Origin of the sequence: Geodermatophilus sp. CPCC 205506 (assembly GCF_051383635.1) — a bacterium.
In the GTDB taxonomy this organism is placed as follows: domain Bacteria; phylum Actinomycetota; class Actinomycetes; order Mycobacteriales; family Geodermatophilaceae; genus Geodermatophilus.
Genome location: NZ_JALPKP010000012.1, coordinates 38646 through 59905, shown reverse-complemented (window position 1 = coordinate 59905; position 21260 = coordinate 38646). Strand labels below are relative to the sequence as shown.

23 protein-coding genes are annotated in these 21260 nt (G+C 75.8%); 7 read left to right on the top strand and 16 right to left on the bottom strand.

All coding sequences use genetic code 11. The annotated features are described in order from the left end of the window. Positions 1-4 precede the first annotated feature (4 nt). The 7 genes from rpmF to MY520_RS09060 all read right to left on the bottom strand — a co-directional run bounded on the left by rpmF (position 5) and on the right by MY520_RS09060 (position 6481). The gene (rpmF, locus tag MY520_RS09090) at positions 5-184 is read right to left on the bottom strand and encodes a 50S ribosomal protein L32 (protein WP_436691762.1); all 180 of its coding nucleotides are present in this window, start codon (positions 182-184) and stop codon (positions 5-7) included. A gap of 2 nt (positions 185-186) precedes the next feature. Continuing rightward, positions 187-834 (bottom strand): YceD family protein, encoded by a 648-nt coding sequence (locus MY520_RS09085; RefSeq protein ID WP_436691761.1) that lies wholly within the window; start codon positions 832-834, stop codon positions 187-189. Positions 835-977: 143 nt separating this feature from the next. Beyond that, positions 978-1667 (bottom strand): hypothetical protein, encoded by a 690-nt coding sequence (locus tag MY520_RS09080; protein WP_436691760.1) that lies wholly within the window; start codon positions 1665-1667, stop codon positions 978-980. Continuing rightward, positions 1664-2146: a pantetheine-phosphate adenylyltransferase gene (gene coaD / locus MY520_RS09075; protein WP_436691759.1), complete on the bottom strand. Its 483-nt coding sequence runs from the start codon at positions 2144-2146 to the stop codon at positions 1664-1666. Before coaD ends, MY520_RS09080 begins: the two co-directional genes overlap by 4 nt. After that, positions 2143-2697 (bottom strand): 16S rRNA (guanine(966)-N(2))-methyltransferase RsmD, encoded by a 555-nt coding sequence (rsmD, locus tag MY520_RS09070; protein WP_436691758.1) that lies wholly within the window; start codon positions 2695-2697, stop codon positions 2143-2145. The genes coaD and rsmD overlap by 4 nt, the downstream gene beginning before the upstream one ends. Beyond that, the gene (recG, locus tag MY520_RS09065; protein WP_436691757.1) at positions 2694-4877 is read right to left on the bottom strand and encodes an ATP-dependent DNA helicase RecG; all 2184 of its coding nucleotides are present in this window, start codon (positions 4875-4877) and stop codon (positions 2694-2696) included. The genes rsmD and recG overlap by 4 nt, the downstream gene beginning before the upstream one ends. Continuing rightward, positions 4877-6481 carry a DAK2 domain-containing protein gene (locus MY520_RS09060; RefSeq protein WP_436691756.1) on the bottom strand — a complete coding sequence of 535 codons (1605 nt, stop codon included), beginning with the start codon at positions 6479-6481 and terminating at the stop codon, positions 4877-4879. Before MY520_RS09060 ends, recG begins: the two co-directional genes overlap by 1 nt. Before the next feature lie 181 nt (positions 6482-6662). Here MY520_RS09060 and rpmB point away from each other — a divergent pair, with 181 nt between their 5' ends. Further along, entirely contained in the window at positions 6663-6854 is a 192-nt protein-coding gene (rpmB, locus tag MY520_RS09055) for a 50S ribosomal protein L28 (protein WP_012950027.1), read from the top strand. A 94-nt stretch (positions 6855-6948) separates the two neighbouring features. Here rpmB and MY520_RS09050 read toward each other — a convergent pair whose 3' ends face one another. Genes MY520_RS09050 through MY520_RS09040 form a run of 3 tightly spaced genes read right to left on the bottom strand, consistent with a single transcriptional unit; the run spans position 6949 to position 9117 of the window. Further along, entirely contained in the window at positions 6949-7575 is a 627-nt protein-coding gene (locus tag MY520_RS09050; protein WP_436691755.1) for an AAA family ATPase, read from the bottom strand. Then, entirely contained in the window at positions 7563-8093 is a 531-nt protein-coding gene (locus MY520_RS09045) for a GNAT family N-acetyltransferase (RefSeq protein WP_436691754.1), read from the bottom strand. Before MY520_RS09045 ends, MY520_RS09050 begins: the two co-directional genes overlap by 13 nt. Continuing rightward, positions 8077-9117, bottom strand: coding sequence for a thiamine-phosphate kinase (locus MY520_RS09040; RefSeq protein WP_436691753.1), 1041 nt, complete (start codon positions 9115-9117; stop codon positions 8077-8079). Before MY520_RS09040 ends, MY520_RS09045 begins: the two co-directional genes overlap by 17 nt. A gap of 92 nt (positions 9118-9209) precedes the next feature. On the opposite strand from MY520_RS09040, the gene MY520_RS09035 reads away from it, so the two are divergent. Together MY520_RS09035 and MY520_RS09030 are read left to right on the top strand one after the other, a co-directional pair. Further along, positions 9210-9443: an Lrp/AsnC ligand binding domain-containing protein gene (locus tag MY520_RS09035; RefSeq protein ID WP_436691752.1), complete on the top strand. Its 234-nt coding sequence runs from the start codon at positions 9210-9212 to the stop codon at positions 9441-9443. Next, positions 9422-10063 carry a DUF3515 domain-containing protein gene (locus MY520_RS09030; protein ID WP_436691751.1) on the top strand — a complete coding sequence of 214 codons (642 nt, stop codon included), beginning with the start codon at positions 9422-9424 and terminating at the stop codon, positions 10061-10063. Before MY520_RS09035 ends, MY520_RS09030 begins: the two co-directional genes overlap by 22 nt. A gap of 2 nt (positions 10064-10065) precedes the next feature. On the opposite strand, the gene MY520_RS09025 is transcribed toward MY520_RS09030, so the two are convergent. Next, the gene (locus tag MY520_RS09025) at positions 10066-10728 is read right to left on the bottom strand and encodes a hypothetical protein (protein WP_436691750.1); all 663 of its coding nucleotides are present in this window, start codon (positions 10726-10728) and stop codon (positions 10066-10068) included. Next, entirely contained in the window at positions 10725-11873 is a 1149-nt protein-coding gene (locus tag MY520_RS09020; RefSeq protein ID WP_436691749.1) for a D-alanine--D-alanine ligase family protein, read from the bottom strand. The genes MY520_RS09025 and MY520_RS09020 overlap by 4 nt, the downstream gene beginning before the upstream one ends. A 101-nt stretch (positions 11874-11974) precedes the next feature. Here MY520_RS09020 and MY520_RS09015 point away from each other — a divergent pair, with 101 nt between their 5' ends. Further along, positions 11975-12748: a CDP-alcohol phosphatidyltransferase family protein gene (locus tag MY520_RS09015; protein ID WP_436691748.1), complete on the top strand. Its 774-nt coding sequence runs from the start codon at positions 11975-11977 to the stop codon at positions 12746-12748. A gap of 2 nt (positions 12749-12750) precedes the next feature. Here MY520_RS09015 and MY520_RS09010 read toward each other — a convergent pair whose 3' ends face one another. The 4 genes from MY520_RS09010 to MY520_RS08995 are packed head-to-tail and all read right to left on the bottom strand — an operon-like array spanning position 12751 to position 17391. Next, positions 12751-14409, bottom strand: a complete 1659-nt coding sequence (locus MY520_RS09010) for a TIGR03767 family metallophosphoesterase (RefSeq protein ID WP_436691747.1) — start codon at positions 14407-14409, stop codon at positions 12751-12753. Then, on the bottom strand, positions 14406-15557 hold the full coding sequence (locus tag MY520_RS09005; protein ID WP_436691746.1) for a cystathionine gamma-lyase: 1152 nt from the start codon (positions 15555-15557) through the stop codon (positions 14406-14408). The genes MY520_RS09010 and MY520_RS09005 overlap by 4 nt, the downstream gene beginning before the upstream one ends. Continuing rightward, positions 15554-16582, bottom strand: coding sequence for an NAD(P)H-dependent glycerol-3-phosphate dehydrogenase (locus MY520_RS09000; RefSeq protein ID WP_436691745.1), 1029 nt, complete (start codon positions 16580-16582; stop codon positions 15554-15556). Before MY520_RS09000 ends, MY520_RS09005 begins: the two co-directional genes overlap by 4 nt. Next, positions 16579-17391 carry a lysophospholipid acyltransferase family protein gene (locus tag MY520_RS08995; protein ID WP_436691744.1) on the bottom strand — a complete coding sequence of 271 codons (813 nt, stop codon included), beginning with the start codon at positions 17389-17391 and terminating at the stop codon, positions 16579-16581. Before MY520_RS08995 ends, MY520_RS09000 begins: the two co-directional genes overlap by 4 nt. 132 nt (positions 17392-17523) lie before the next feature. On the opposite strand from MY520_RS08995, the gene cofC reads away from it, so the two are divergent. From cofC to MY520_RS08980, 3 genes are read left to right on the top strand one after another with little or no spacing between them, the layout of a single operon-like run. After that, positions 17524-18174, top strand: coding sequence for a 2-phospho-L-lactate guanylyltransferase (cofC, locus tag MY520_RS08990; protein WP_436691743.1), 651 nt, complete (start codon positions 17524-17526; stop codon positions 18172-18174). Positions 18175-18213: 39 nt separating this feature from the next. Beyond that, positions 18214-20289 (top strand): RNA degradosome polyphosphate kinase, encoded by a 2076-nt coding sequence (locus MY520_RS08985; protein WP_436691742.1) that lies wholly within the window; start codon positions 18214-18216, stop codon positions 20287-20289. Then, positions 20289-21206, top strand: coding sequence for an NUDIX hydrolase (locus MY520_RS08980; protein ID WP_436691741.1), 918 nt, complete (start codon positions 20289-20291; stop codon positions 21204-21206). Before MY520_RS08985 ends, MY520_RS08980 begins: the two co-directional genes overlap by 1 nt. Positions 21207-21260 lie beyond the last annotated feature (54 nt).

Sequence of the window (21260 nt, the reverse complement as noted above, 5' to 3'; positions counted from 1 at the left end):
CGGATCAGACGGAGAGGACCTGGCGGCCGTCGTACTGACCGCAGCTCGGGCACGCCTGGTGCGGGGGCTTGAGCTCGCCGCAGGCGCGGTTCGGGCACGGCGAGAGGGTGGGCGCGGTCGCCTTCCACTGCGAGCGCCGGGAGCGGGTGTTGGCGCGGGACATCTTCCGCTTCGGGACGGCCACGGTCAGTTCTCCTCTGGGTTGTCCGTACCGGGGGTACCCGGTTCGGAAGCGAAACGGTCGGCCGGCGGGGCGCCGAAGCGCTCCGCCAGACCGGCCCAGCGCGGGTCGAGCACCTCGTGGGTGTGGTCGGCCGGCAGGTCGTCGAGCCGCTGCCCGCAGTCTGCGCACAGCCCGGCGCAGTCCTCGTCGCAGGTGGGGGCCAGCGGCAGGCTCAGGACGACGAGGTCACGGACCATCGGCTCGAGGTCGATGTGGTCGGCCTCGACGGTGCGGACCTCGTCCTCCTCGCTGGTGGCCTCGGTGGTGCTGCCCGCGTAGGCGAACAGCTCCTGGACGTCGAGCTCGAGGGTGTCCTCGATCGGCTCCAGGCACCGCGCGCACGAGCCGGCGACGGGCACCTCGACCTCACCGGAGACGAGCACGCCCTCCATGACCGACTCCAGCCGCAGCCGCAGCCGGACGTCGGCGCCCGCGGGGACGCCGATCAGCTCCACCCGCCAGTCGCCCGGCGCCGGGAGAGTCCGCTGCAGCTCCAGCATCGAACCGGCCCGGCGGCCGAGCTCCCGCAGGTCGACCCGCCAGGGGTCGGCGGCGGGACGCCGGGCCTCGGGGGCCGCGGCGCCTCTGCGGGGCTGAGGTGCGGAAGGCATGTCGGTACTCGCGGTAGGCAGCTGGGGAGGGCCGGCCGAGGTGCGGGACGCCCGCGGTCGGACCGGATGACCAGACTACCCGATGCCCGGACCGCGCCGTCCGGGCCGACCGGGTGGGCAACGCCACCCCGCAGGGGGTCCTCCTACTCGCGGAGCGTGGAGCGGGCCTTCTCCACCGACCGCAGCATCCGCTCCAGCGTGGTCCCGAAGTCGGCCAGCCGGCTGTCGACGTACTCGTCGACCTCGGCGCGCATCCGGTTGACGTCGGCGATCGTCTGGGCGCCGAGCTCGTCGGCCCGGGTGACCGCGCCCTGGTAGACCTCGGTCTCGCTGATCATCCGCTCGTGCTCGGCCTGGGCGGCGGCGAGGATCTCGGCGTGCTGGGCGTGGCCGTCGGCGATCAGCGCCTCACGGTGCTGGCGGGCCTCCTCGAGGATGCGCTCGGCCTCCTCCTCGGCCTGCGCGAGCAGCTCCTCGGCCTCGGCCTGTGCCCGGGCGAGCAGGTCGTCGCGCTGTCGGCGGGCGGTGCCGAGGATCTCCTCGCGCTGCCGCCGCGCCGCCCCGACCACCTGCTCGCTCTCGCTGCGGGTGCGACCGGTCAGCCGCTCGGCCTCGGCCTGCGCCTGCTGGAGGATCTCGGTGCGCTGCTCGACGATCGCCCCGGCCTTGTGCACGTCCTCGGGGAGGTTCTCCCGCAGGTCGTCGAGCAGGTCCAGGAGGACGTCGCGGGGCACCATGCAGGAGCCGCCGGACATCGGCACGTTGCGGGCGTTCTCGATGACCGTGCTCAGCTCGTCGACGGTCTCGTAGAGCCGGTAGACCACCTCTGTCATGACCCCTGCTCCCGGTGCGCGACCAGCCGGTCGTGGACGGCCTTGGGCACGAGGCTGGACACGTCCCCGCCGAAGGTGGCGATCTGCTTGACCAGGCTCGAAGAGAGGTGCCCGACCTGCGGGGCGGTGGGCACGAACAGCGTCTCGATGCCCGCCAGCTCTCGGTTCATCTGCGCCATCTGCAGCTCGTACTCGAAGTCGCTGACCGCGCGCAGTCCCTTGACGATCACCGGGATGCCGCGGGCCCGGCAGTAGTCGACGAGCAGCCCCTGGAAGCTGTCGATCGTGACGTTGGGCAGGCCGGCGACCGCGTCGCGGAGCAGCTCCATGCGCTCCTCGACGGTGAACAGCCCGGCCTTGCCGGGGTTGACCAGCACCGCCACGACGAGCTCGTCGTACAGGGCCGCCGCCCGGTTGATGACGTCGACGTGCCCGTTCGTGACCGGGTCGAACGAACCGGGGCAGACCGCGCGCCTCACGGAGAGCGACCGTACCGGAGCACGGCCTCGCCGTAGCGGCGATCGCGCAGTCCACGCAGGGGTGTCGGCCACTCCCAGGGCTCCTCGCGGCTGGAGCGCTCGACGACGACCACGGCCTCCTCGGCCAGCCAGCCGCCCGTGGCCAGCGAATCGAGGACGCCGAGGACCTCGGCGACCGGCGTGGCGTACGGCGGGTCGGCCAGCACCAGGTCGAACCGGGCCGGGGGCCGTCCGGCGACGACGGTCGGGACCGACCCGGCCACCACCCGCCCGCCGGGGAGCCCGACGGCCGCGAGGTTGGCCTTGAGCACCGGCAGCACGCGCGGGCCGGACTCGACGAAGACGACGGTCTGGGCACCGCGGCTGAGCGCCTCCAGGCCGAGCGCGCCGGAGCCGGCGTAGAGGTCGAGGACGGTGGCGCCCTCGAGGTCCAGCAGCGTGCCGAGGCTGTTGAACAGGCCCTCGCGGGCGCGGTCGCCGGTCGGCCGGACGCCGGAGGACGGGACCGCGATCCGCCGTCCGCCGGCGACTCCGGAGATGAGTCGCGTCATGCCTTCTCGAGGTACTCGGCGCGCTCGTCGGTGGCCAGCGCGGCGACCTCCATCGCCAGCCCGGGGAAGTCGGCCAGGCCGCGGTCGCCGGCCAGGAGGTCGGTGGCCTCGGTCCGGGCCTCGGCGATGAGCTCCTCGTCCTCGAGCAGCGAGAGCATCCGGACGCCGGAGCGGCGGCCGGACTGGGCGGCGCCGAGCACGTCGCCCTCGCGGCGGGTCTCGAGGTCCAGGCGGGCCAGCTCGAAGCCGTCGGAGGTGGCGGCGACCGCGGCCAGCCGCTGCCCGGTGGCCGAGCTCGTGGCCGCCTCGCTCACCAGCAGGCACAGCCCCTGGTGCTTGCCGCGGGCGACCCGGCCGCGGAGCTGGTGCAGCTGGCTGACGCCGAAGCGGTCGGCGTCCATGACGACCATCACCGTGGCGTTGGGCACGTCGACGCCCACCTCGACGACCGTGGTGGCGACGAGGACGTCGACCTCGCCGGCGGCGAAGCCCCGCATCCGGGCCTCCTTGTCCTCCGGCGTCATCCGGCCGTGCAGGACCTCCAGGCGGAGTCCGGCCAGCGGCCCCTCCCGCAGCGCCTCGGCGACGTCGAGCACGGCCAGCGGCGGGCGGCGGTCCTCCGACTCGGCCGCGGGGGCGCCGTCGGCGTCGTCGGGCTCCTCCTCGGCGCCGGCGTCCTCGCCGATGCGTGGGCACACGACGTATGCCTGCCGCCCGGCGGCGACCTCCTCGCGCAGCCGCTCCCACGCCCGGTCCAGCCAGTTCGGCTTCTCCCGCACCGGGACCACCGAGCTGGCCACTCCCCCGCGGCCGCTGGGCAGCTGGCGCAGGGTGGAGGTCTCCAGGTCGCCGTAGACGGTCATCGCCACGGTGCGCGGGATCGGGGTGGCGGTCATGACCAGCACGTGCGGCGGCCGGTTGCCCTTGGCCCGCAGCGCGTCGCGCTGCTCGACGCCGAAGCGGTGCTGCTCGTCGACGACGACCAGGCCGAGGTCGGCGAACTCCACGGTCTCCTGCAGCAGCGCGTGGGTGCCGACGACGATGCCGGCGTGCCCCTCGGCGACCTCGGCGAGGGCCGCGCGGCGGGCGGCGGCCTTGAGCGAGCCGGTGAGCAGGGTGACCCGGGTGCCGGCCGGGTCGCCGTCGAGCTCGCCGGCCCGGCCGAGCGGGCCCAGCAGCGCGCGGATGCCCCGGGCGTGCTGCGCGGCGAGCACCTCCGTGGGCGCGAGCAGCGCGGCCTGGCCGCCGGCGTCGACGACCTGGGCCATGGCGCGCAGCGCGACGACGGTCTTGCCCGAGCCGACCTCGCCCTGCAGCAGCCGGTGCATCGGCTGCTCGCGGGCCAGCTCGGCGGCCAGCTCCTCCCCCACCTCGCGCTGGCCCTCGGTGAGCGCGAAGGGCAGCGCGGCGTCGACCGCGTCGAGCAGCCCGCCGGGCCGCCGGGGCCGCGCGATGCCGGGCTCCAGGGCGGCGGCCTTCCGGCGGCCGGCGAGGGTGAGCTGGAGGGTGATCGCCTCGTCCCACTTGAGCCGGTGGGAGGCGCGCTCGACGTCGTCCATCGTGGTGGGGCGGTGGATGTCGAGCAGCGCCGCGGGCAGGCTCAGCAGGCCGTGCCGGGCGCGGATCTCCTCGGGCAGGGGGTCGTCGACCAGGTCGGCGAGGTTGCCCGAGTGGTTGAGCAGCAGCTTGACCGAGCGCTGGATGACCCAGCTGGAGACGTCCCTGGTCGCCGGGTAGAGCGGGATGAGGGCGCGGGCCCAGTCCTCGTCGTCGTCCCCGGTCATCAGGTGGCAGTCGGGGTGCGCGAACTGCTTGGACTTCCGGTACTCGCCGACGGTGCCGGCGAACAGCCCCCAGGCGCCCTCGCGCAGGCCGGCGTGCTTGCGGTTGAAGAACACCAGCTGCATGGAGTTGGCGCCGTCGCCGACCGTGACCTCGGTGAGCGAGCCGGGCCGGTTGCGCATCTTCCGCGTCGACACCTTGCGCACCTGGGCGAGCACGGTGACCCGGTCGCCGACCTGGAGGTCCTCGAGCTTGGTCATCTCGCCGCGGCGGGCGTACTTGCGGGGGTAGTGCCGCAGCAGGTCGCGCACGGTGTGCAGGGCGAGCTGCTCGGCCATGACCTTGGCCGTCTTCGCGCCGAGGACGCGGTCCAGCCGGGTCGACATGTCGACCGCCATCACTCGACCCCCACCTGGAGCGGGATGTCGCGCGGGCCGTCGTCGTAGCGGGTGACCTCGACGGTCGGGTGCACCGACGACAGGTGCGCGCAGACCGCGTCACCGAGGACGGTGTCGGGGCCGACGACCAGCGTGACCAGCTCACCACCGGCCGACAGCATCCGGTCGAGCAGGTCGCAGGAGACCGCCGCGGGGTCGCCGCCGATGACCACGACGTCCCCCTCGGCCGAGCCCAGGACGTCGCCGGGCTGGCAGCGCCCGGCGCTGGTCAGCGCCTCCTGGGCCGCCCGGGTCACCTCGGCCCAGCGGGTGGCCGCGGCGGCCTCGGCCATCGTGATGACGTCGTCGTGGAACCGGCGGGTGGGATCGGCGACGGCGAGCGCGGCCAGCCCCTGCACCGGCGACCGGGTGGGGACGACGGCGACGTCGCGCTCCTCCTCCCGGGCCCGCTCGGCGGCGCGCGCCGCGGTCGCCGTCAGGTCGGGGTCGTTGGGGAGGACGACGACGTCCGCGGCGCCCGACCCGATGATCTCGGCCAGGACGTCGTCCTCGGTGACGCCGTCCGGACCGGCGGTCACCACGCGCGCACCCTCCCCGGCGAACAGCTCCGCGAGCCCGTCGCCGGGGACGATCGCCACGACGGCCCGCTCCCCGGCGACCGGCGCCGGCGGCCGGACGGGGGCCAGCGGGCTGACCGAGATCCGGTACGGCCGCCCCGCCTCGATGCCCGCCTCGATGGCGGCCCCGACGTCGGAGGTGTGCACGTGCACGTTCCACTCCCGGCCGGCGGGCGTGTCCACACCGACGACGACCAGGCTGTCGCCCAGCGCGGCGAGCCGGTCGTGCAGGCGGGCCACGGCCGCGTCGTCGCTGCCGGCCAGCAGGTACTGCACCTCGCTGCCCGGCCCGGCGGGCGGCTGGTGCGGCAGGTCGTGCGCGTGCTCGTGCGGCCGGGCGGGACGGCGGGTCAGCGGCGGACGGGCCGGCTCGATCCCGGTCACCGTGGTGACCAGCGCGTCCAGGAGCAGGCACAGGCCGGCGCCCCCGGCGTCGACCACACCGGCGTCCCGGAGCACCGCCAACTGCCCGGGCGTGGCCTCGAGGGCCTCCCGGGCGCCGTCGGCCGCGGCCCGCACCACGTCGGCGAGCTCGATGCGGTCGGCCGCGACCGCGGCCATCGCGGCCTCCCCGCCGGCGCGGGCCACGGTGAGGAAGGTCCCCTCCTCGGGGTCGGCGACCGCGGCGTACGCGGTGTCCGCGGCCTTCTGCAGCGCGGCCGCGAAGGACGCGCCGTCGGCGGGCGGGGCGTCGGCCAGCTGGTCGGCCAGGCCGCGCAGCAGCTGGGCGAGGATCGTGCCGGAGTTGCCGCGCGCGCCGAGCACCGCACCGCGGGCGATGACCTGCCACGCCGGCTCGGCGCTCCCCCTGGCCGCCTCCAGCGCCGCCAGCGCCGCCTCGGCGGTGTGCAGCAGGTTCGTGCCGGTGTCGCCGTCGGGTACCGGGAAGACGTTCAGGTCGTCGAGCCGGCTGCGGGACCCGGACAGGGCCGAGACCGCGGCGCGGCACCATCGACCGACCGCGGCGTCGTCCAGCGCCGGCAGCACGGGCGGAGGGTACCCAGCCGCGGCGACACGACCGGGGCAACGACGGGCGGGGACGGTCCTGTCGCCGCCGATCCGCGGCCGCTGCGACGCCGTCCGCCGGGAGCGGTTAGACTGTCGGACGGTCTGTATGCGGTCGTGTCTGCGCACCGCCTTGTGAACGATTCTCTGGGAGTGATCCACCGTGGCTGCCGTGTGCGATGTCTGTGGCAAGGGGCCCGGTTTCGGTATGTCGGTGTCGCACTCGCACCGCCGCACGCCGCGCCGTTGGAACCCGAACATCCAGTCCGTGCGGGCGCTGGTCGCCCCCGGCAACCGTCGCCGGATCAACGCCTGCACCTCGTGCATCCGCGCCGGCAAGGTCGTCCGCGCCTGACAGGGGCTCCGCCGCACTCCTGCGGCCTCCTCCCTGCTCCTGCGGTCGTGCAGCACCGCAGGAGCAGGCGGGACACCGCGGGAGCGGCGCGGACCTAGCGCCCGATGCCGCGCGCCCGGGCCGCGTCGACGACGAGGTCGACCACGGTGTCCAGCCCGAACGCGGTGCTGTCCACCACCAGGTGGTAGAGGCGGGACGCGGCGGGTTCGCACCGGTAGAAGTGCCGCACGTAGCCCTCCCGGGCGGCGTCGTTGGCCTCCAGGTCGCGCCTGACCTCCTCCCGCGAGCGGCCGGTGCGCGCCACCGCCGCCTCGAGCCGGCGTTCCCGCGAACCGTCGAGGCGGACGTGCAACGCGTCCGGGCGGTCCCCCACCACGAGCGCGGCCGCCCGCCCGAGCACGACCCCTCCCGGCCCGTCGGCGATCTCGCGGACGATGCGCTCCGTCTGCTGGCGGAACGCCCGCTCGTCGGGCTGCGGGGTCATCGGCACGACGCCGCCGACCGGGTCGGGCATCGTGCCCAGCGAGGCGACGATCCGCCACAGCCCGCGGGCCACCCGCTCGTCGTTGGCCTCGGCCTCGGCCACCGGGACGCCCAGCCGGCCGGCCACCTGCGCGGGGATGGCGCGGTCGTGGAAGTCCAGCCCCAGCCGCTCGGCGACCGCGGGGCCCACGTCCGCTCCCCCGGCGCCGTACGACGCCGAGATCGTCACGATGCCCATGCCCGCTCCTCGCTCCCTGCCGCCGGCAGGAGGTCCTTCCCCAGGAAGACCGCCCCGGGCGCCTCGGCGTACACGCCGTACCCGGGCACCGGTGTGTAGCCCAGCGCGGCGTAGAGGGCCAGTGCCTCGGGCTGCCGGCTGCCGGTGTTCAGCACGACCGCCCGGTGTCCCGCCGCAGCCGCGCTGCCCTCGAGCGCGGCCATGATCAGCTGCGCGAGGCCCATGCGGCGGGCGGCCGGCTCGACGTAGACCCGCTTGACCTCCACGACTCCGGGCTCGTGCACCCGCCACGCCCCGCACCCGGCCGGTGTCCCGCCGGCCTCGGCGACCAGGAACAGGCCGGCGGGTGCGGCGAACTCGGCCGGGTCGACGACGGCCTCGTCGGGGCCGCCGTAGCGCGCCACGTACTCCTGCTGCACGCGGGCGACCAGCGCCCGCGCCACGGGGTCGTCGTAGGGCACCGCCCGCAGGACGACGGTCCGCCCGTCGGGCAGCCGGTGCTCAGCGGAAGTGGACATGCCCGGTCCCCTCCGCTCCGACGGCCGCGGCGACCGCGTCCGCCGGCTCGCCGCCGACCAGCACGCCCGGGCTGTCGCCGGCCGCGCGCACCGCCCCGATCGCCGCCCAGCCCGCCGGCAGGGCGGCGCCGGCCGGGAACGTGGCGAGCAGCGCGTGGTCCTCGCCGCCGGTGAGCACCCAGGCCAGCGGGTCCGCGCCCAGGGCCGCGGCGACCTGCTGCATCGGCCCCGGCGACTCCAGCGTGGCCCGCACCAGCGCGGCGCGGTCGAGGTCGACGAGCACGCTGCTGTCCGCGGCGATGTGCCCGGCGTCGGCGAGCAGGCCGTCGCTGACGTCGCACATCGCCGTCGCTCCCGCGTCGGCCGCGGCGGGCCCGGCCGCGTAGGGCGGTGCCGGGCGGCGGTGGGCCGCCACCGCCGCGGCCGGGCTGCTGAAGCCGCGGCGCAGCACCGCCAGCCCGCAGGCCGACCAGCCCAGCCGGCCGGCGAGCGCGACGACGTCTCCCGGGCGCGCGCCGGAGCGCAGCACGGGCGCCCGCCCGGCGAGGTCGCCCAGCGCCGTCACCGACAGGACGACGGCGCCGCTGTCGGGCGCGGCGGACACGGTGTCCCCGCCGATGACCGCGGCGCCCAGCGGAGCGCACTCCGCCGCCAGGCCTGCGGCGACCCCCTCCAGCCAGGCGGTGGAGGTGTCCGGCGGGCAGGCGAGCCCGACCAGCAGCGCGGTGGCCACGCCGCCCATCGCGGCGACGTCGGCGAGGTTGGCCGCCGCCGCCTTGTGGCCGACGTCCTCCGCCGACGACCAGTCGCGGCGGAAGTGCCGGCCCTCCACGAGCACGTCGGTGGTCGCCACCACCCGGCCGTCGGGCACGCGCAGCACGGCGGCGTCGTCCCCGGGCCCGACGTCGGAGAGCCGCGCGCTGCCGGCCCGGGCGAGCACCCGGGCGATGACGCCGAACTCCCCGACGACCCGCACGCTGTCGGCGGGGTCGCCCCGGGGCACGAGGGGTCGGGGACGAGTCACCGGTCACCCCGCAGGGCTGGGGTAGGTTGCCGAACTGTCCGCCCACCGGCGCGGACGCCGCACCGGCAGCGCTGCCCGAGGAAAGGTCTCCCGTGGTCCATGCCTACATCCTCATCCAGACCGAAGTCGGCAAGGCCGCCCAGGTCGCGTCGACGATCAGCCAGATCTCGGGCGTCTCCACGGCCGAGGACGTCACCGGCCCCTACGACGTCATCGTGCGCGCCGAGGCCGACACCGTCGACGAGCTCGGCCGCCTCGTCGTGGCCCGCGTGCAGTCGGTCGACGGCATCACCCGCACCCTGACGTGCCCCGTCGTCAACATCTGACGCTGCTGACCGAGAACCCCCCTCCGACCGAGACCGCCCCCGCCGGGGAGCGGCCGCGGCCGGACGACCCGCTGCGCCGCGCCGCGCTGCTGGTCACCGCCGTCGTGCTGCCGGTCGTCGTCGTCCTGCTGGTGCTCGTCCGGGTCCTCGGGGACGACGGCGGGCCGGACGGAGGACAGCCGGTCGCCGACGTCGAGGAAACGCCCACCCCCGCCCGGGCCGACCTGCCGCCGCTGCCCGTGGACGCCCCGCCGGTGACCCCCGAGGCGGAGGCGGCCTGCCCCGCGCTGATCGCCGCCCTGCCGCTGGAGCTCACCGGCGAGCCGTCCCGCCCGGTGCGGTCGGAGTCCCCGTTCGCCTACGCCTGGGGCGACCCGCCGATCGTGCTGGTGTGCGGCGTCGAGCGTCCCGCCGGCCTCGAGCCGACGTCGCCGCTCATCCAGATCAACGGCGTCTCCTGGCTCGTCGACACCACCGACCCCGACGAGATCGTCTGGACCGCCGTCGACCGGCCGGTGTTCGTGCAGGTCACCGTCTCGGCCGACACCGACAGCGCCGCGGTGACCGCGCTCGGGCCGGTCATCAACGACGCCCTGCCGCTGCAGCAGCCCGCGGCCTGACCTCAGGACGGCGGCAGCCGCTCCAGCTGGGCGGCGATCACGGCGTGCACCTCGTCGGACGCCGCCGACACCGAGTCCGCGACGGCGACCACGCCGACGCTGAACACGCCGTGCCCGCACCAGGCGAACGCCGCCGGCCCGGCCAGCCCGGTCGCCGGGTCGGCCGTCTCGACGGTGAGCAGCCGGCAGCCGCCCGGCAGGTGCGGCGGGTCGTCGCGGAGGACGCCGTCGTAGAACTCCGCGTCGTTCTCGGCGAGGTCGCGGGCGTAGGCGCCGGCACCGGCCCGGGTGTCGAACTGGTCCACGAAGACGCTGGTCAGCGGCCCGGACCCGGACCCGGACCGCCAGAAGCGCTCCCAGCCGTAGCGGTAGCCGTAGTCGTCGAGGACGTCCCGCTCCCGGCCCGGGTCCGCGGCGTACTCCGCGACGTCGTCGGCGGTCTTCTCCCCCGCGGGCGGGGTCAGGTGCTCGTCGGGCACCCGCGGCAACCCGGAGGGCACCTCGGTGACCAGCAGCTCCTCCAGCAGCGCGGCGGAGGACGGCGTCGGGTCCGCCGGCGCGGCAGAGGCGGCCCCCTCCACCGCGGAGGTGCAGCCGGACAGCACCGGCAGGGCGGCCACCAGCAGCGCCGCCCCGCCCCGCCGGACCGGCCGCCGCCGGGTCACGCCCGCGCGCCGCCGTCCAGGGCCGGGTCGTCCACCGGCCGGGTCCCCGCCAGGGCGGCGTCGAGCAGCCGGTCCACCAGGTCGGCGGAGGTCACCCCGCTGACCGCCCACATCCGCGGGTACATCGAGATCGGGGTGAAGCCGGGCATGGTGTTGACCTCGTTGATCACCAGCCGGTCCGCGCCGTCGGGACCGGTCCCGAGGAAGAAGTCGACGCGGGCCAGCCCCTGGCAGTCCATCGCCAGGTAGGCCCGGCAGGCGGTCTCCTGGACGGCCCGCGTCTGCTCCGGGGTGAGGGCGGCGGGGACGTCGAAGTCCGCGGCGTCCTCCAGGTACTTGGCCGTGAAGTCGTACCAGTCGGTGCCCGGCCGCAGCCGGATCTCGGCCGGCAGGCTGGCCTCGGGCAGCCCACCGCCGGGCCCGGCCAGCACCCCGCACTCGATCTCGCGGCCGGGGACGGCGGCCTCCACGACCACCTTGGCGTCCACCGCGGCCGCCGTCGCCACGGCCTCGGGGAACTGCGCCCAGTCGGTGACCCGGCTGATCCCGATGCTCGACCCGGCGCGGGACGGCTTGACGAACACCGGGAGGCCCAGCCGGTCGCGGGTGGCGGCGTCGAGGACGTCGGGGTCCGCCGACAGCGCGCCGGCCGCGTCCCGGAGGACGACGTGGTCGCCCTGCGGCAGCCCGGCGGCGGCCAGCAGCTTCTTGGTGAACTCCTTGTCCATCGACGCCGCGCTGGCGAAGACCCCGGAGCCGACGTAGGGCAGCCCGCACATCTCGAGCAGACCCTGGATGGTGCCGTCCTCGCCGTAGGCGCCGTGCAGGACGGGGAAGACGACGTCGACCTCGACCAGCGGGCCGCCGGCCAGGGGCAGCAGCCCGCGGCCGGAGGGGTCGCCGGCCAGCGTCACCGGCGTCCCCCCGGTGACCTCCGGGAGCGCGCCGTCGACGATCGCCAGGCGCAGCCCGGGGTCGGGCAGCACCCACCCGCCGTCGCGGGTGATGCCGACGGGGACCACGTCGTACCGGTCCGGGTCCAGCGCCGCGAGGACCGCCCCGGCGGAGACGCAGGAGATGGGGTGTTCCGCGCTCCGGCCGCCGAAGACGACCGCGACGCGCAGCTTGCCTGCCTGTCCGCTCATCGCGGCCGACACTAGTGGAGCCTCCGCCCGCCGCCCGGCCGACGGGCGGACGCCCCCGCTCGCGGAGCCGGGCACCCGCCGGTGTGGGAGCCTCGACGCCGATGCACGAGAACGTGATCGCCCCGCCCGCCGGACCGGGTTCCGACGCCTCCCGGACCTTCCCGCTGCAGCTGCGGCTGGCCGGGGCGGCGGTGCACGCCTACACCGCCAGCGGGTCGGTGCTCGCGCTGCTGATCGTGCTGGCCGCCGTCGAGGGCGACCCGGTCACCGCCCTCTGGCTCGGGCTGGCCGCGCTCGTCGTCGACGGCACCGACGGGATGCTGGCCCGCCGGCTGCGGGTCAAGGAGACGATCCCGTGGTTCGACGGGGCGCGCCTGGACGACATCGTCGACTACCTCACCTACGTCTTCGCGCCCGTCGTCCTGCTGTGGACCACCGGCTCGCTGCCCTCGGGCGCCGCCGGCTGGGTCGTCGCGGCGCTGCCGCTGCTCGCCTCGAGCTACCAGTTCTGCCGGGTCGACGCGAAGACCGACGACCACACATTCCTCGGCTTCCCGAGCTACTGGAACGTGGTGGCCTTCTACGCCGTCGTCCTCGACGCGTCCCCGGTCGTGGTCGCCGCTTTCGTCGTGGTCTTCTCGGTGCTGGTCTTCGTGCCGGTGCGCTACCTCTACCCCTCGCGCACGCCGGCGCTGCAGGGCGTGAGCCTGGTGCTCACCGCGGTCTGGCTGGCCACCTACGCCGTGCTGCTCTTGCAGTACCCCGACCCGCACCCGGTCGTGGTGGCGCTGTCGCTGTCCTACCTCGTGTACTACCTCGCCGTCAGCGGCTGGCTGACCGCCCGGGCCGCGCACCGGCGCCGGACCGCCGGCTGACCTCACCGGAGCGGGTGGCGCAGCACCAGCTCCACGTTCCGGTCGGCCGGCCCGCCGGCCAGTCCGGCGGCCAGGCCGGCCCACGGCACGTTGGCCGACAGCTCCCGGTGCAGCGAGGCCAGCGCGGCCGGCTCGCGGGCGGCGGGCTCGAGCGGGTCCGGCGGCCGGGCCGGGCTGTCGTGGTCGACCATCGTGCAGACCATCGACAGCGTGCCGTCGCCGTTGTCGAGGAACTCCACCAGCCGGGCCTGCCCCGGCCAGTCGACGACCGCGCAGGTGGTGACCTCCCAGAAGCCGCGCCCGGCGGCGGCCGCCGAGGCCCACGACCGCACCTCGCTGACGTGGGTGTGCCCGTTGAGCCACAGGACGACGTTCGGGAACCGGTGCAGCAGCGCGACCAGCTCCGGCCCGCCGAGGACGCCGGTGTCGGCGCTCGGGCGAGGGCGCCGGAAGGGGTCCTCCCGCGCCAGCGTGCTGAACCCGTGGTGGGAGATGACGACGACGAGCCGGTCGTCGTTCCCGGTGACCACGCGGGTGCCGTCGGGGGCCAGGTGCGTGGACGAGACCTCGGCCAGCCGGTCGGCCAGCCAGCGGGCCTGCGCGGCGTCCAGGGAGCCGTCCCCGCCGCCGGTGACCCGGGTGGTGTCGAGGCAGACCACGCGGATGCCGGGCAGCCCGTCCCAGACGTAGTACGCCGTCCCGTCGCGCAGGTTCTGGTCGGTGAACCCGTGCCCGGCCGGCTCCCCGCCGTCGGCCAGGTGCGCGGCGACGAAGTCGCGGCGGTCGATGAACCGGCGGCCGGCCAGGGGCGTCACGGTCCGCGCGCCGGCGGTCGTGAACACCTCCGACGAGTGCGTGAACAGCCGCAGCGCGTCGTCCAGCGGCACGTCCGCCGCGAAGTCCACCGGCTTGCGGTCGGCCAGCAGCAGGCCCTGCAACGCCGGGGTGGGGACGCCGACGCCCTGGATGAGCGCCTCGTGGTTGCCGTGGCAGCCCAGCCAGGGCAGCCGCAGGCCCTCGGCGCGGAACGACGCGAACGCCGCGGCCAGCAGCCCCGGGCGGTCGGGGAACCCGTGCCGCGACCGGTAGAGGTCGGGCTCTCCCCCGCCGTCGCACTCCGGCCGCCAGAACAGGTCGTGCGGCCAGCCGGCGGCCTGCACCCCGTCGTAGGCGGTGAGCCCCGCCCCGGGGGAGACCGGCCCGCCGCCGAGGATGGCCAGCAGCAGCTCCAGCTCGTTCCACTGGGCGTTGTCGATGGCGTCGCCGGTGGTGACGACGACCTGCACCGGGTGCCCGGTGCGCGGCCCGCCGCGCACCCCGTTGAGGGTGCGGACCAGCGCGTCGATCGCGTGCGCGGTGATCGCCTCCTGCGGCCGGTGCATCGGCACCAGCGCGCGCATCCGCGGGTCGGCGAAGTGCCCGTTGAAGAACTCGAACCGGGCCGGGGAGCAGACGTCGGCCAGCTGCATGTCGGTGACGTGCGCCAGGCAGGCCAGCGCGCGGACCCCGGCGCGCGGGCGCTCCCACGCCGGGCCGACCAGCTCGCGGCGGGTGCGGTGCGGCTCGCCGGGGTGCCAGGCCAGCGCGTGGTAGTCGGTGGCGCGGCCGCGACCCACCACCGGGCCGGCGCCGAGCACCCGCTCGAGGGTCGTCCCGCTCACCGGACGTCGAGCGCGGCGGCCAGGTCGGCGACGAGGTCCGCGGTGTCCTCGATGCCGCAGGAGAGCCGGACGAATCCCGGTGCGACGGCGTCCCCACCCCACTGCGCGCGCCGGTCGACGGTCGAGTGCACGCCGCCGAAGCTGGTCGCCGCCGTCCACAACCGGCTGGCCGCGAGCAGCCGCGTCACCGCGGCCTCGTCGGCCAGCTCGGCGGAGACCACCCCGTTGGGCCGGCGCATCTGCCGCGCGGCGAGCGCGTACGACGGGTCCCCGGGCCGCCACGGCCACCGGACGCCGCTGACCGCCGGGTGCTCGGCCAGCAGGTCGGCCACGGCCTCGGCGGTCGCGGCCTGGCGGGCCAGCCGCAGGTCCAGGGTGCTCATCGACCGGTGCCCGAGCCACGCCTCGAACGGCCCGGGCGTGCCGCCGGTGTGGTCGCGGAAGGCCTTGATGCGGGCGTGCAGCTCGTCGTCGCGGGTGCTCACGTGCCCGAGCAGCAGGTCGCTGTGGCCGGTCAGCGCCTTGGTGTCGCTGCCGATCGTCAGATCCGCGCCGAGCTCCAGCGGCCGCTGGCCCAGCGGGGTGGCGGTCGTGTTGTCGACGGCGAGCACCGCGCCGGCCGCCCGGGTGGCGCGGGCCACCGCGGCGATGTCGCAGACGTCGAGCTGGGGGTTGCTCGGGGTCTCCAGCAGCACCAGCCGGGCGCCGTCGAGGTCGCCCCGGGCGGCGACCGTCGCGATCTCCGGCGTCGGCACGTACTCCACCCGGACACCGAACCGCTCGAGCTCCTCGCGGGCGAGCAGCCGGGTCGTGTAGTAGCCGTCCGAGGGCAGGACGACGCGGTCGCCGGCCCGCACCGGCGCGAGCACCGCGGCGGTGATCGCCGCCATCCCGGTGGCGAAGGACAGGCACCGCCCGCCGTCCAGCTCCCCCACCGCCGCCTCGAACGCCCGGAACGTGGGGTGCTCGGTGCGGGCGTAGGCGTCGGCGCCGCCGGCGCGGGGCGGCTGGTCGCCGAGGTGGTACGGGGCGGCGAAGACCGGCGAGGGCCGCAGCGGCGCACCGGGCACCGCCGGGGCGTCACCGGCCCGCACCGACCGGGTGCCGTCCCCCCAGGACCCCCGCCGGCCCCCTGTCGCCTCGCTCACTCGGGCTTTGCCTCGCGGGACATGATCTCCTTGACCATCTGGGCGGCCGGCACGCCGTCGTGGCAGACCCGGACGACGGCCTCGGTGAGCGGGACGTCGACCCCGTGGGCATGGGCCAGGTCGAGCACCGGCCGGCAGCTCTTGACGCCCTCGGCGACCTGCCGGGTGGTGCGCTGCACCTCCTCCACGGTCATGCCGCGGCCGAGCTTCTCGCCGAAGGTCCGGTTGCGCGACAGCGGCGAACTGCAGGTCGCGACCAGGTCGCCGAGGCCGGCCAGGCCGGCGAAGGTGGTCGGCTCCGCGCCGAGCGCGACGCCCAGCCGGGCGGTCTCGGCCAGCCCGCGGGTGATCAGCGAGGCCCGGGTGTTGTCGCCGAACCCCATCCCCTCGGTGATCCCGCAGGCCAGCGCGATCACGTTCTTCACCGCGCCGCCGAGCTCGCAGCCGACCAGGTCACGGTTGGTGTACGGCCGGAAGTACGCGGTGTGGCAGGCGGCCTGCACCTGTCCCGCGCGGAACTGGTCGGAGCAGGCGATGACGGTCGCGGCCGGCTGTTCCTCGGCGATCTCCCGGGCCAGGTTCGGCCCCGACAGCGCCGCGACGCGGTCGGCGCCGGCACCGGTGATCTCGCAGATCACCTGGCTCATCCGCTTGGTGCTGCCGAGCTCGATGCCCTTCATCAACGACAGCAGCACCGCGTCGCCCGGGAGCAGCGGCGCCCACTCGGTGAGGTTGCTCCGCAGCGACTGGGAGGGGACGGCGAGGACGACGATGTCGGCGTCGTGCAGCGCCTCCGCAGGGTCGGTCGTCGCCCGCAGCCCGTCGGGCAGCCGGATGCCGGGGAGGTAGTCGGGGTTCTGGCGGGTCTCGGTGATGGCCGCGGCGAGCTCCGGACGGCGGGCGTGCAGGGCGACCGTGCAGCCGGCGTCGGCCAGCACCTTGGCGAACGTGGTGCCCCAGGAACCGGCGCCGAGGACGGCGGCCCGCGTGCGGTGCCCACCGGGGATGCCCGCGGGTTCGCTCACGCAGCGCTCCCCGGGAGGTCGCCCGGCAGGATGCGCGCCGGCCGCGACGCGAACGCCGTCGGCGCGGGCTCACCCCGGAGTTCGGCCAGCTGGTCGCGCACGGCGCCCATCATGCGGTCGGTGACCTCGCGCAGCAGCTCCCCGGTGAGCGGGCGCCCGTCGCGCACCTGCGCCCGCAGGTCGGCGAGGTCGAGCGGCTCCCCGACCAGGTAGTCCGCCGGCGTCCGCAGCCGCAGGTGCAGCTTCTTCGCGTGGTAGTCGTGCACCCGCTGCGGCCCCCACTGGGCCACCGGCAGGACGACGGCGTCGGTGGTCAGCGCCAGCCGCGCCACCCCGGTGCGGGCCTGCATGGGCCACCAGTCGGGATCGCGGGTGACCGAGCCCTCGGGGTAGATGACCACGACGTTCCCCGCGGCCAGGTCGGCCTGGGCGGCGGCCAGCGAGCTGCGGGCGTCGGCCGACCCGCGGGCCACGGGGATCTGCCCGGCCGCCCGCAGGATCCGCCCGGCCGGCCCCTTGAACACCGACTGCTTGGCCAGGAAGTGCGGGATGCGGCCGCAGTCCCAGACCAGCCGCGCGCAGGCCAGCGGGTCGAGGATCGAGACGTGGTTGGCGACCACGATCACCGGCCCCGTGCGCGGGAACCGCTCGGGGTTCCGGTACCGGAGCCGGAACACCAGCGACGCCACGGGGTAGACGACGAGGAAGCACAGCCACAGCGCCGGGGGGACCGGCCCGCGGGTGCGCCACCTGGACGGCGGCCGGCGGGGGCACGCTCCCCCGGTCTCCGGGGACCGGTCGTGGCTCACCGGCGCCCTCCCTCCTGCCGATCCCGCGCACCGTCGCGCCGGATGTGGTCTGCGCCCATGATCGGGCCTGCGCCGGTCCCGCGCGTGCACCGGGGTCCCCACCGGCCCCCGCGAGCGCTCCGGTGTGCTCACATGGGCGGCGTGCGCAGGTGGTCGGTCGTCGTCCCGGCGAAGCGGCTGGCCGTGGCCAAGACCCGGCTCGCCCCGCTGACCGACGCCCTCGGGGGGTCGCCGGGCGGCGCGCACGGCGAGCTGGTCCTGGCGCTGCTGGCCGACACCGTGGCCGCCGCTCTGGCCTCGGCCGCGGTCGAGGGCGTGCTCGTGGTCACCGACGACCCCGCTGCCGCCGCCGTCGTCACCGGCCTGGGGGCGCGCACCGTGCCCGACGAGCCCGACCGCGGACTCAACCCGGCTCTGGCCCACGGCGCCCGGGCCGCCGGCCGGCCGGCGGTGGCGGCGCTCTCCTCCGACCTGCCCGCGCTCCGCCCCGAGGAGCTCACCGCCGCGCTCGCCGCCGCCGGGGCCGCGCCGCGCTGCTTCGTGGCCGACGCCGAGGGCACCGGCACGACGCTGCTCACCGCGCACGGCACCGACCTCGCGCCGGCGTTCGGCGCCGGCTCGGCCGGGCGGCACCGCGCCGGCGGTGCGCGGCAGCTCACCGGGGAGTGGCCGGGGCTGTCCCGTGACGTCGACACCGCCGCGGACCTCGACGCGGCTCTCGCCCTCGGCGTCGGCCCCGCGACGGCCGCCCTGCTGTCGGGGCACCGTCGCGGGCCCGGCTGAGAGCACCCGCCGTTCACCTGCCTGCGGCACGATGAGCGTGTGGCCTCCACCCGTTCCGGCATCCCGGCCGACAGGTACCTCAACCGCGAGCTGTCGTGGCTCGACTTCAACTCCCGCGTGCTGGAGCTGGCCGAGGACGAGTCCCTCCCGCTCCTGGAGCGGGCGAAGTTCCTGGCGATCTTCGCGGGCAACCTCGACGAGTTCTACATGGTGCGCATCGCCGGGCTGAAGCGCCGGCAGAGCACCGGGCTCACGGTCCGCTCGCCCGACGGGCTGACCATCCGCGAGCAGCTGGCGCGGGTGACCGAGCGGACCCGCGAGCTGGTGCACCGGCACGCCGACGTCTTCCTCAAGGACATCACCCCGCGGCTGGAGGAGGCCGGCATCCGGATCGTGCACTGGGACGAGCTGGAGGACACCGAGGCCAAGCGGCTGCGGGAGTACTTCCGCGACCAGGTGTTCCCCGTGCTGACCCCGCTGGCGGTCGACCCGGCGCACCCCTTCCCCTACATCAGCGGGCTCTCGCTCAACCTCGCCGTCTCGGTGCGCGACCCCGACACCGGGGCGCCGCGCTTCGCCCGGCTCAAGGTGCCCAACAACGTGCCGCGGTTCGTGCCGGTGGGCCCCACGGACACGACGTCGGAGGCGACGTTCCTCCCGCTCGAGGACCTCATCGCCGCGCACCTGCCGGCGCTGTTCCCCGGGCTCGACGTGCTCGACCACCACCTGTTCCGGGTCACCCGCAACGCCGACCTCGAGGTCGAGGAGGACCGGGACGAGGACCTGCTGCAGGCCCTGGAGCGCGAGCTGGCCCGCCGCCGGTTCGGTCCGGCGGTGCGGCTGGAGGTCGCCGAGTCCATGGACCCGCGGATCCTCCAGGTCCTGATCAACGAGCTGGAGGTGGACAAGGGCGACGTCGTCCAGGTGCCCGGCCTGCTCGACCTGGCCGCGCTGTGGGCGCTGTACGACCTCGACCGGCCCGAGCTCAAGGACGACCCCTTCGTGCCGGCGACCCACCCGCGGCTGTCGGAGGGCGAGACGCCGAAGAGCGTGTTCGCCACGCTGCGCGAGGGCGACGTGCTCGTCCACCACCCCTACCACTCGTTCGCGACCAGCGTCCAGCGCTTCATCGAGCAGGCCGCCGCCGACCCGGACGTACTGGCGATCAAGCAGACGCTGTACCGCACCTCCGGTGACTCCCCGATCGTGAACGCGCTCATCGACGCCGCCGAGGCCGGCAAGCAGGTCGTCGTCCTCGTGGAGATCAAGGCCCGCTTCGACGAGGAGGCCAACATCACCTGGGCCCGGTCGCTGGAGCGGGCCGGCTGCCACGTCGTCTACGGGCTGGTCGGCCTGAAGACGCACTGCAAGACCGCGCTGGTGGTCCGCCGGGAGGGCAGCGTGATCCGCCGGTACTGCCACATCGGCACCGGCAACTACAACCCGAAGACCGCGCGCACGTACGAGGACCTCGGCATCCTCACCGCCGACCCGCGGGTCGGCGCCGACCTCACCGACCTGTTCAACACGCTGACCGGCTACTCCCGGCAGACCGCCTACCGGACGCTCATGGTCGCCCCGCACGGCGTCCGGGCGGGGCTGGTCGAGAAGATCCGCCGGGAGGCGCGGCACGCCGCCGACGGCCACCCGGCGGGCATCCGCATCAAGGTCAACAGCCTGGTGGACGAGCAGCTCATCGACGCGCTCTACGAGGCCTCGGCGGCCGGGGTGCCGGTGGAGCTGTTCGTCCGCGGCATCTGCTCGCTGCGCCCGGGGGTGCCGGGGATGTCGGAGAACATCCGGGTGCGCTCGATCGTGGGCCGCTTCCTCGAGCACTCGCGGGTGATGAACTTCTGCAACGACGGCGAGACCGAGTGGTGGATCGGCAGCGCCGACCTCATGCACCGCAACCTCGACCGCCGGGTGGAGGTGCTGCTGCGGGTGTGCGACGAGCCGTCGCACCGGCTGCTGCAGAACGTCTTCGACCAGGCGATGGCCGAGGACGTCCGCTGCTGGGAGCTCGGGCCCGACGCCACCTGGACCCGCCGGCACGGTCGCGACTACCAGGCCGGGCTCATGGCGCTGGCCGCCGAGCCCGCCGGTGGAGCGGGCTGATGGTCATCCGGGCGGCCGGCGGGGCGCTGTGGCGCCCGGCATGCGACGGCATCGAGACCGCGGTGGTGCACCGGCCGAAGTACGACGACTGGTCCCTGCCCAAGGGCAAGCTCCACGACGGCGAGCACCTGCTGACCGCGGCGGTCCGGGAGGTGGCCGAGGAGACCGGCCTGAGCACCGTCGCCGGACGGCGCAGCGTGCGGACCGAGTACGAGGTCGACGAGGGGCCCAAGCGGGTCGACTACTGGCTCATGCGGGTGGTCGGCGGGGAGTTCGTGCCCAACGCCGAGGTCGACGAGCTCCGCTGGCTGCCGCTGGCGGACGCCGCCGACCTGGTCGACCACGAGGCGGACCGGGCGGTGCTGGCCGACCTCGCCCGGGACGACGTCCCGCGCGAGCCTGCGCTGCTGCTGGTGCGGCACGGCCGGGCCGGTGACAAGTCGGAGTGGAACGGCCCCGACGACCTGCGGCCGCTGGACGGCAAGGGACGCCGGCAGGCCGCACGGCTGGCGGAGGTGCTGCCGCTGTTCGCCCCGACGTCGGTGCGCACCGCGCGGCGGACCCGCTGCCGGCAGACGGTGGAGCCCCTGGCCGAGCGGCTGGGCCTGCCCGTCGAGGAGCAGCCGGAGCTGGGCGAGGAGGAGTTCTCCGACGACCCGCAGGCCGGCCTGGCCGTGGTGGAGCGGCTGCTCGCGCGCGCGGGGGACGACGTGGGGGTGACCGTGGTCTGCAGCCAGGGTGGGGCGATCCCGTCGGTGCTGATGGGCCTGGGCGTGCGCTGGGCCGGCGTGGCCGGGGCGCCCTGGCCGCCCGCGGCCAAGGGCAGCGTCTGGGCCCTCGGCGGGCGGCCGGGCGCCCTCGCCGCGGACTACTACCGCGACTTCTCCCCCGAGTCCGACGACGCCGGCCCCCGTTGAGGCATAGGAGGCTTTGCATACGGATGCGGCGCCGGAACCACAGGCAAAGCCTCC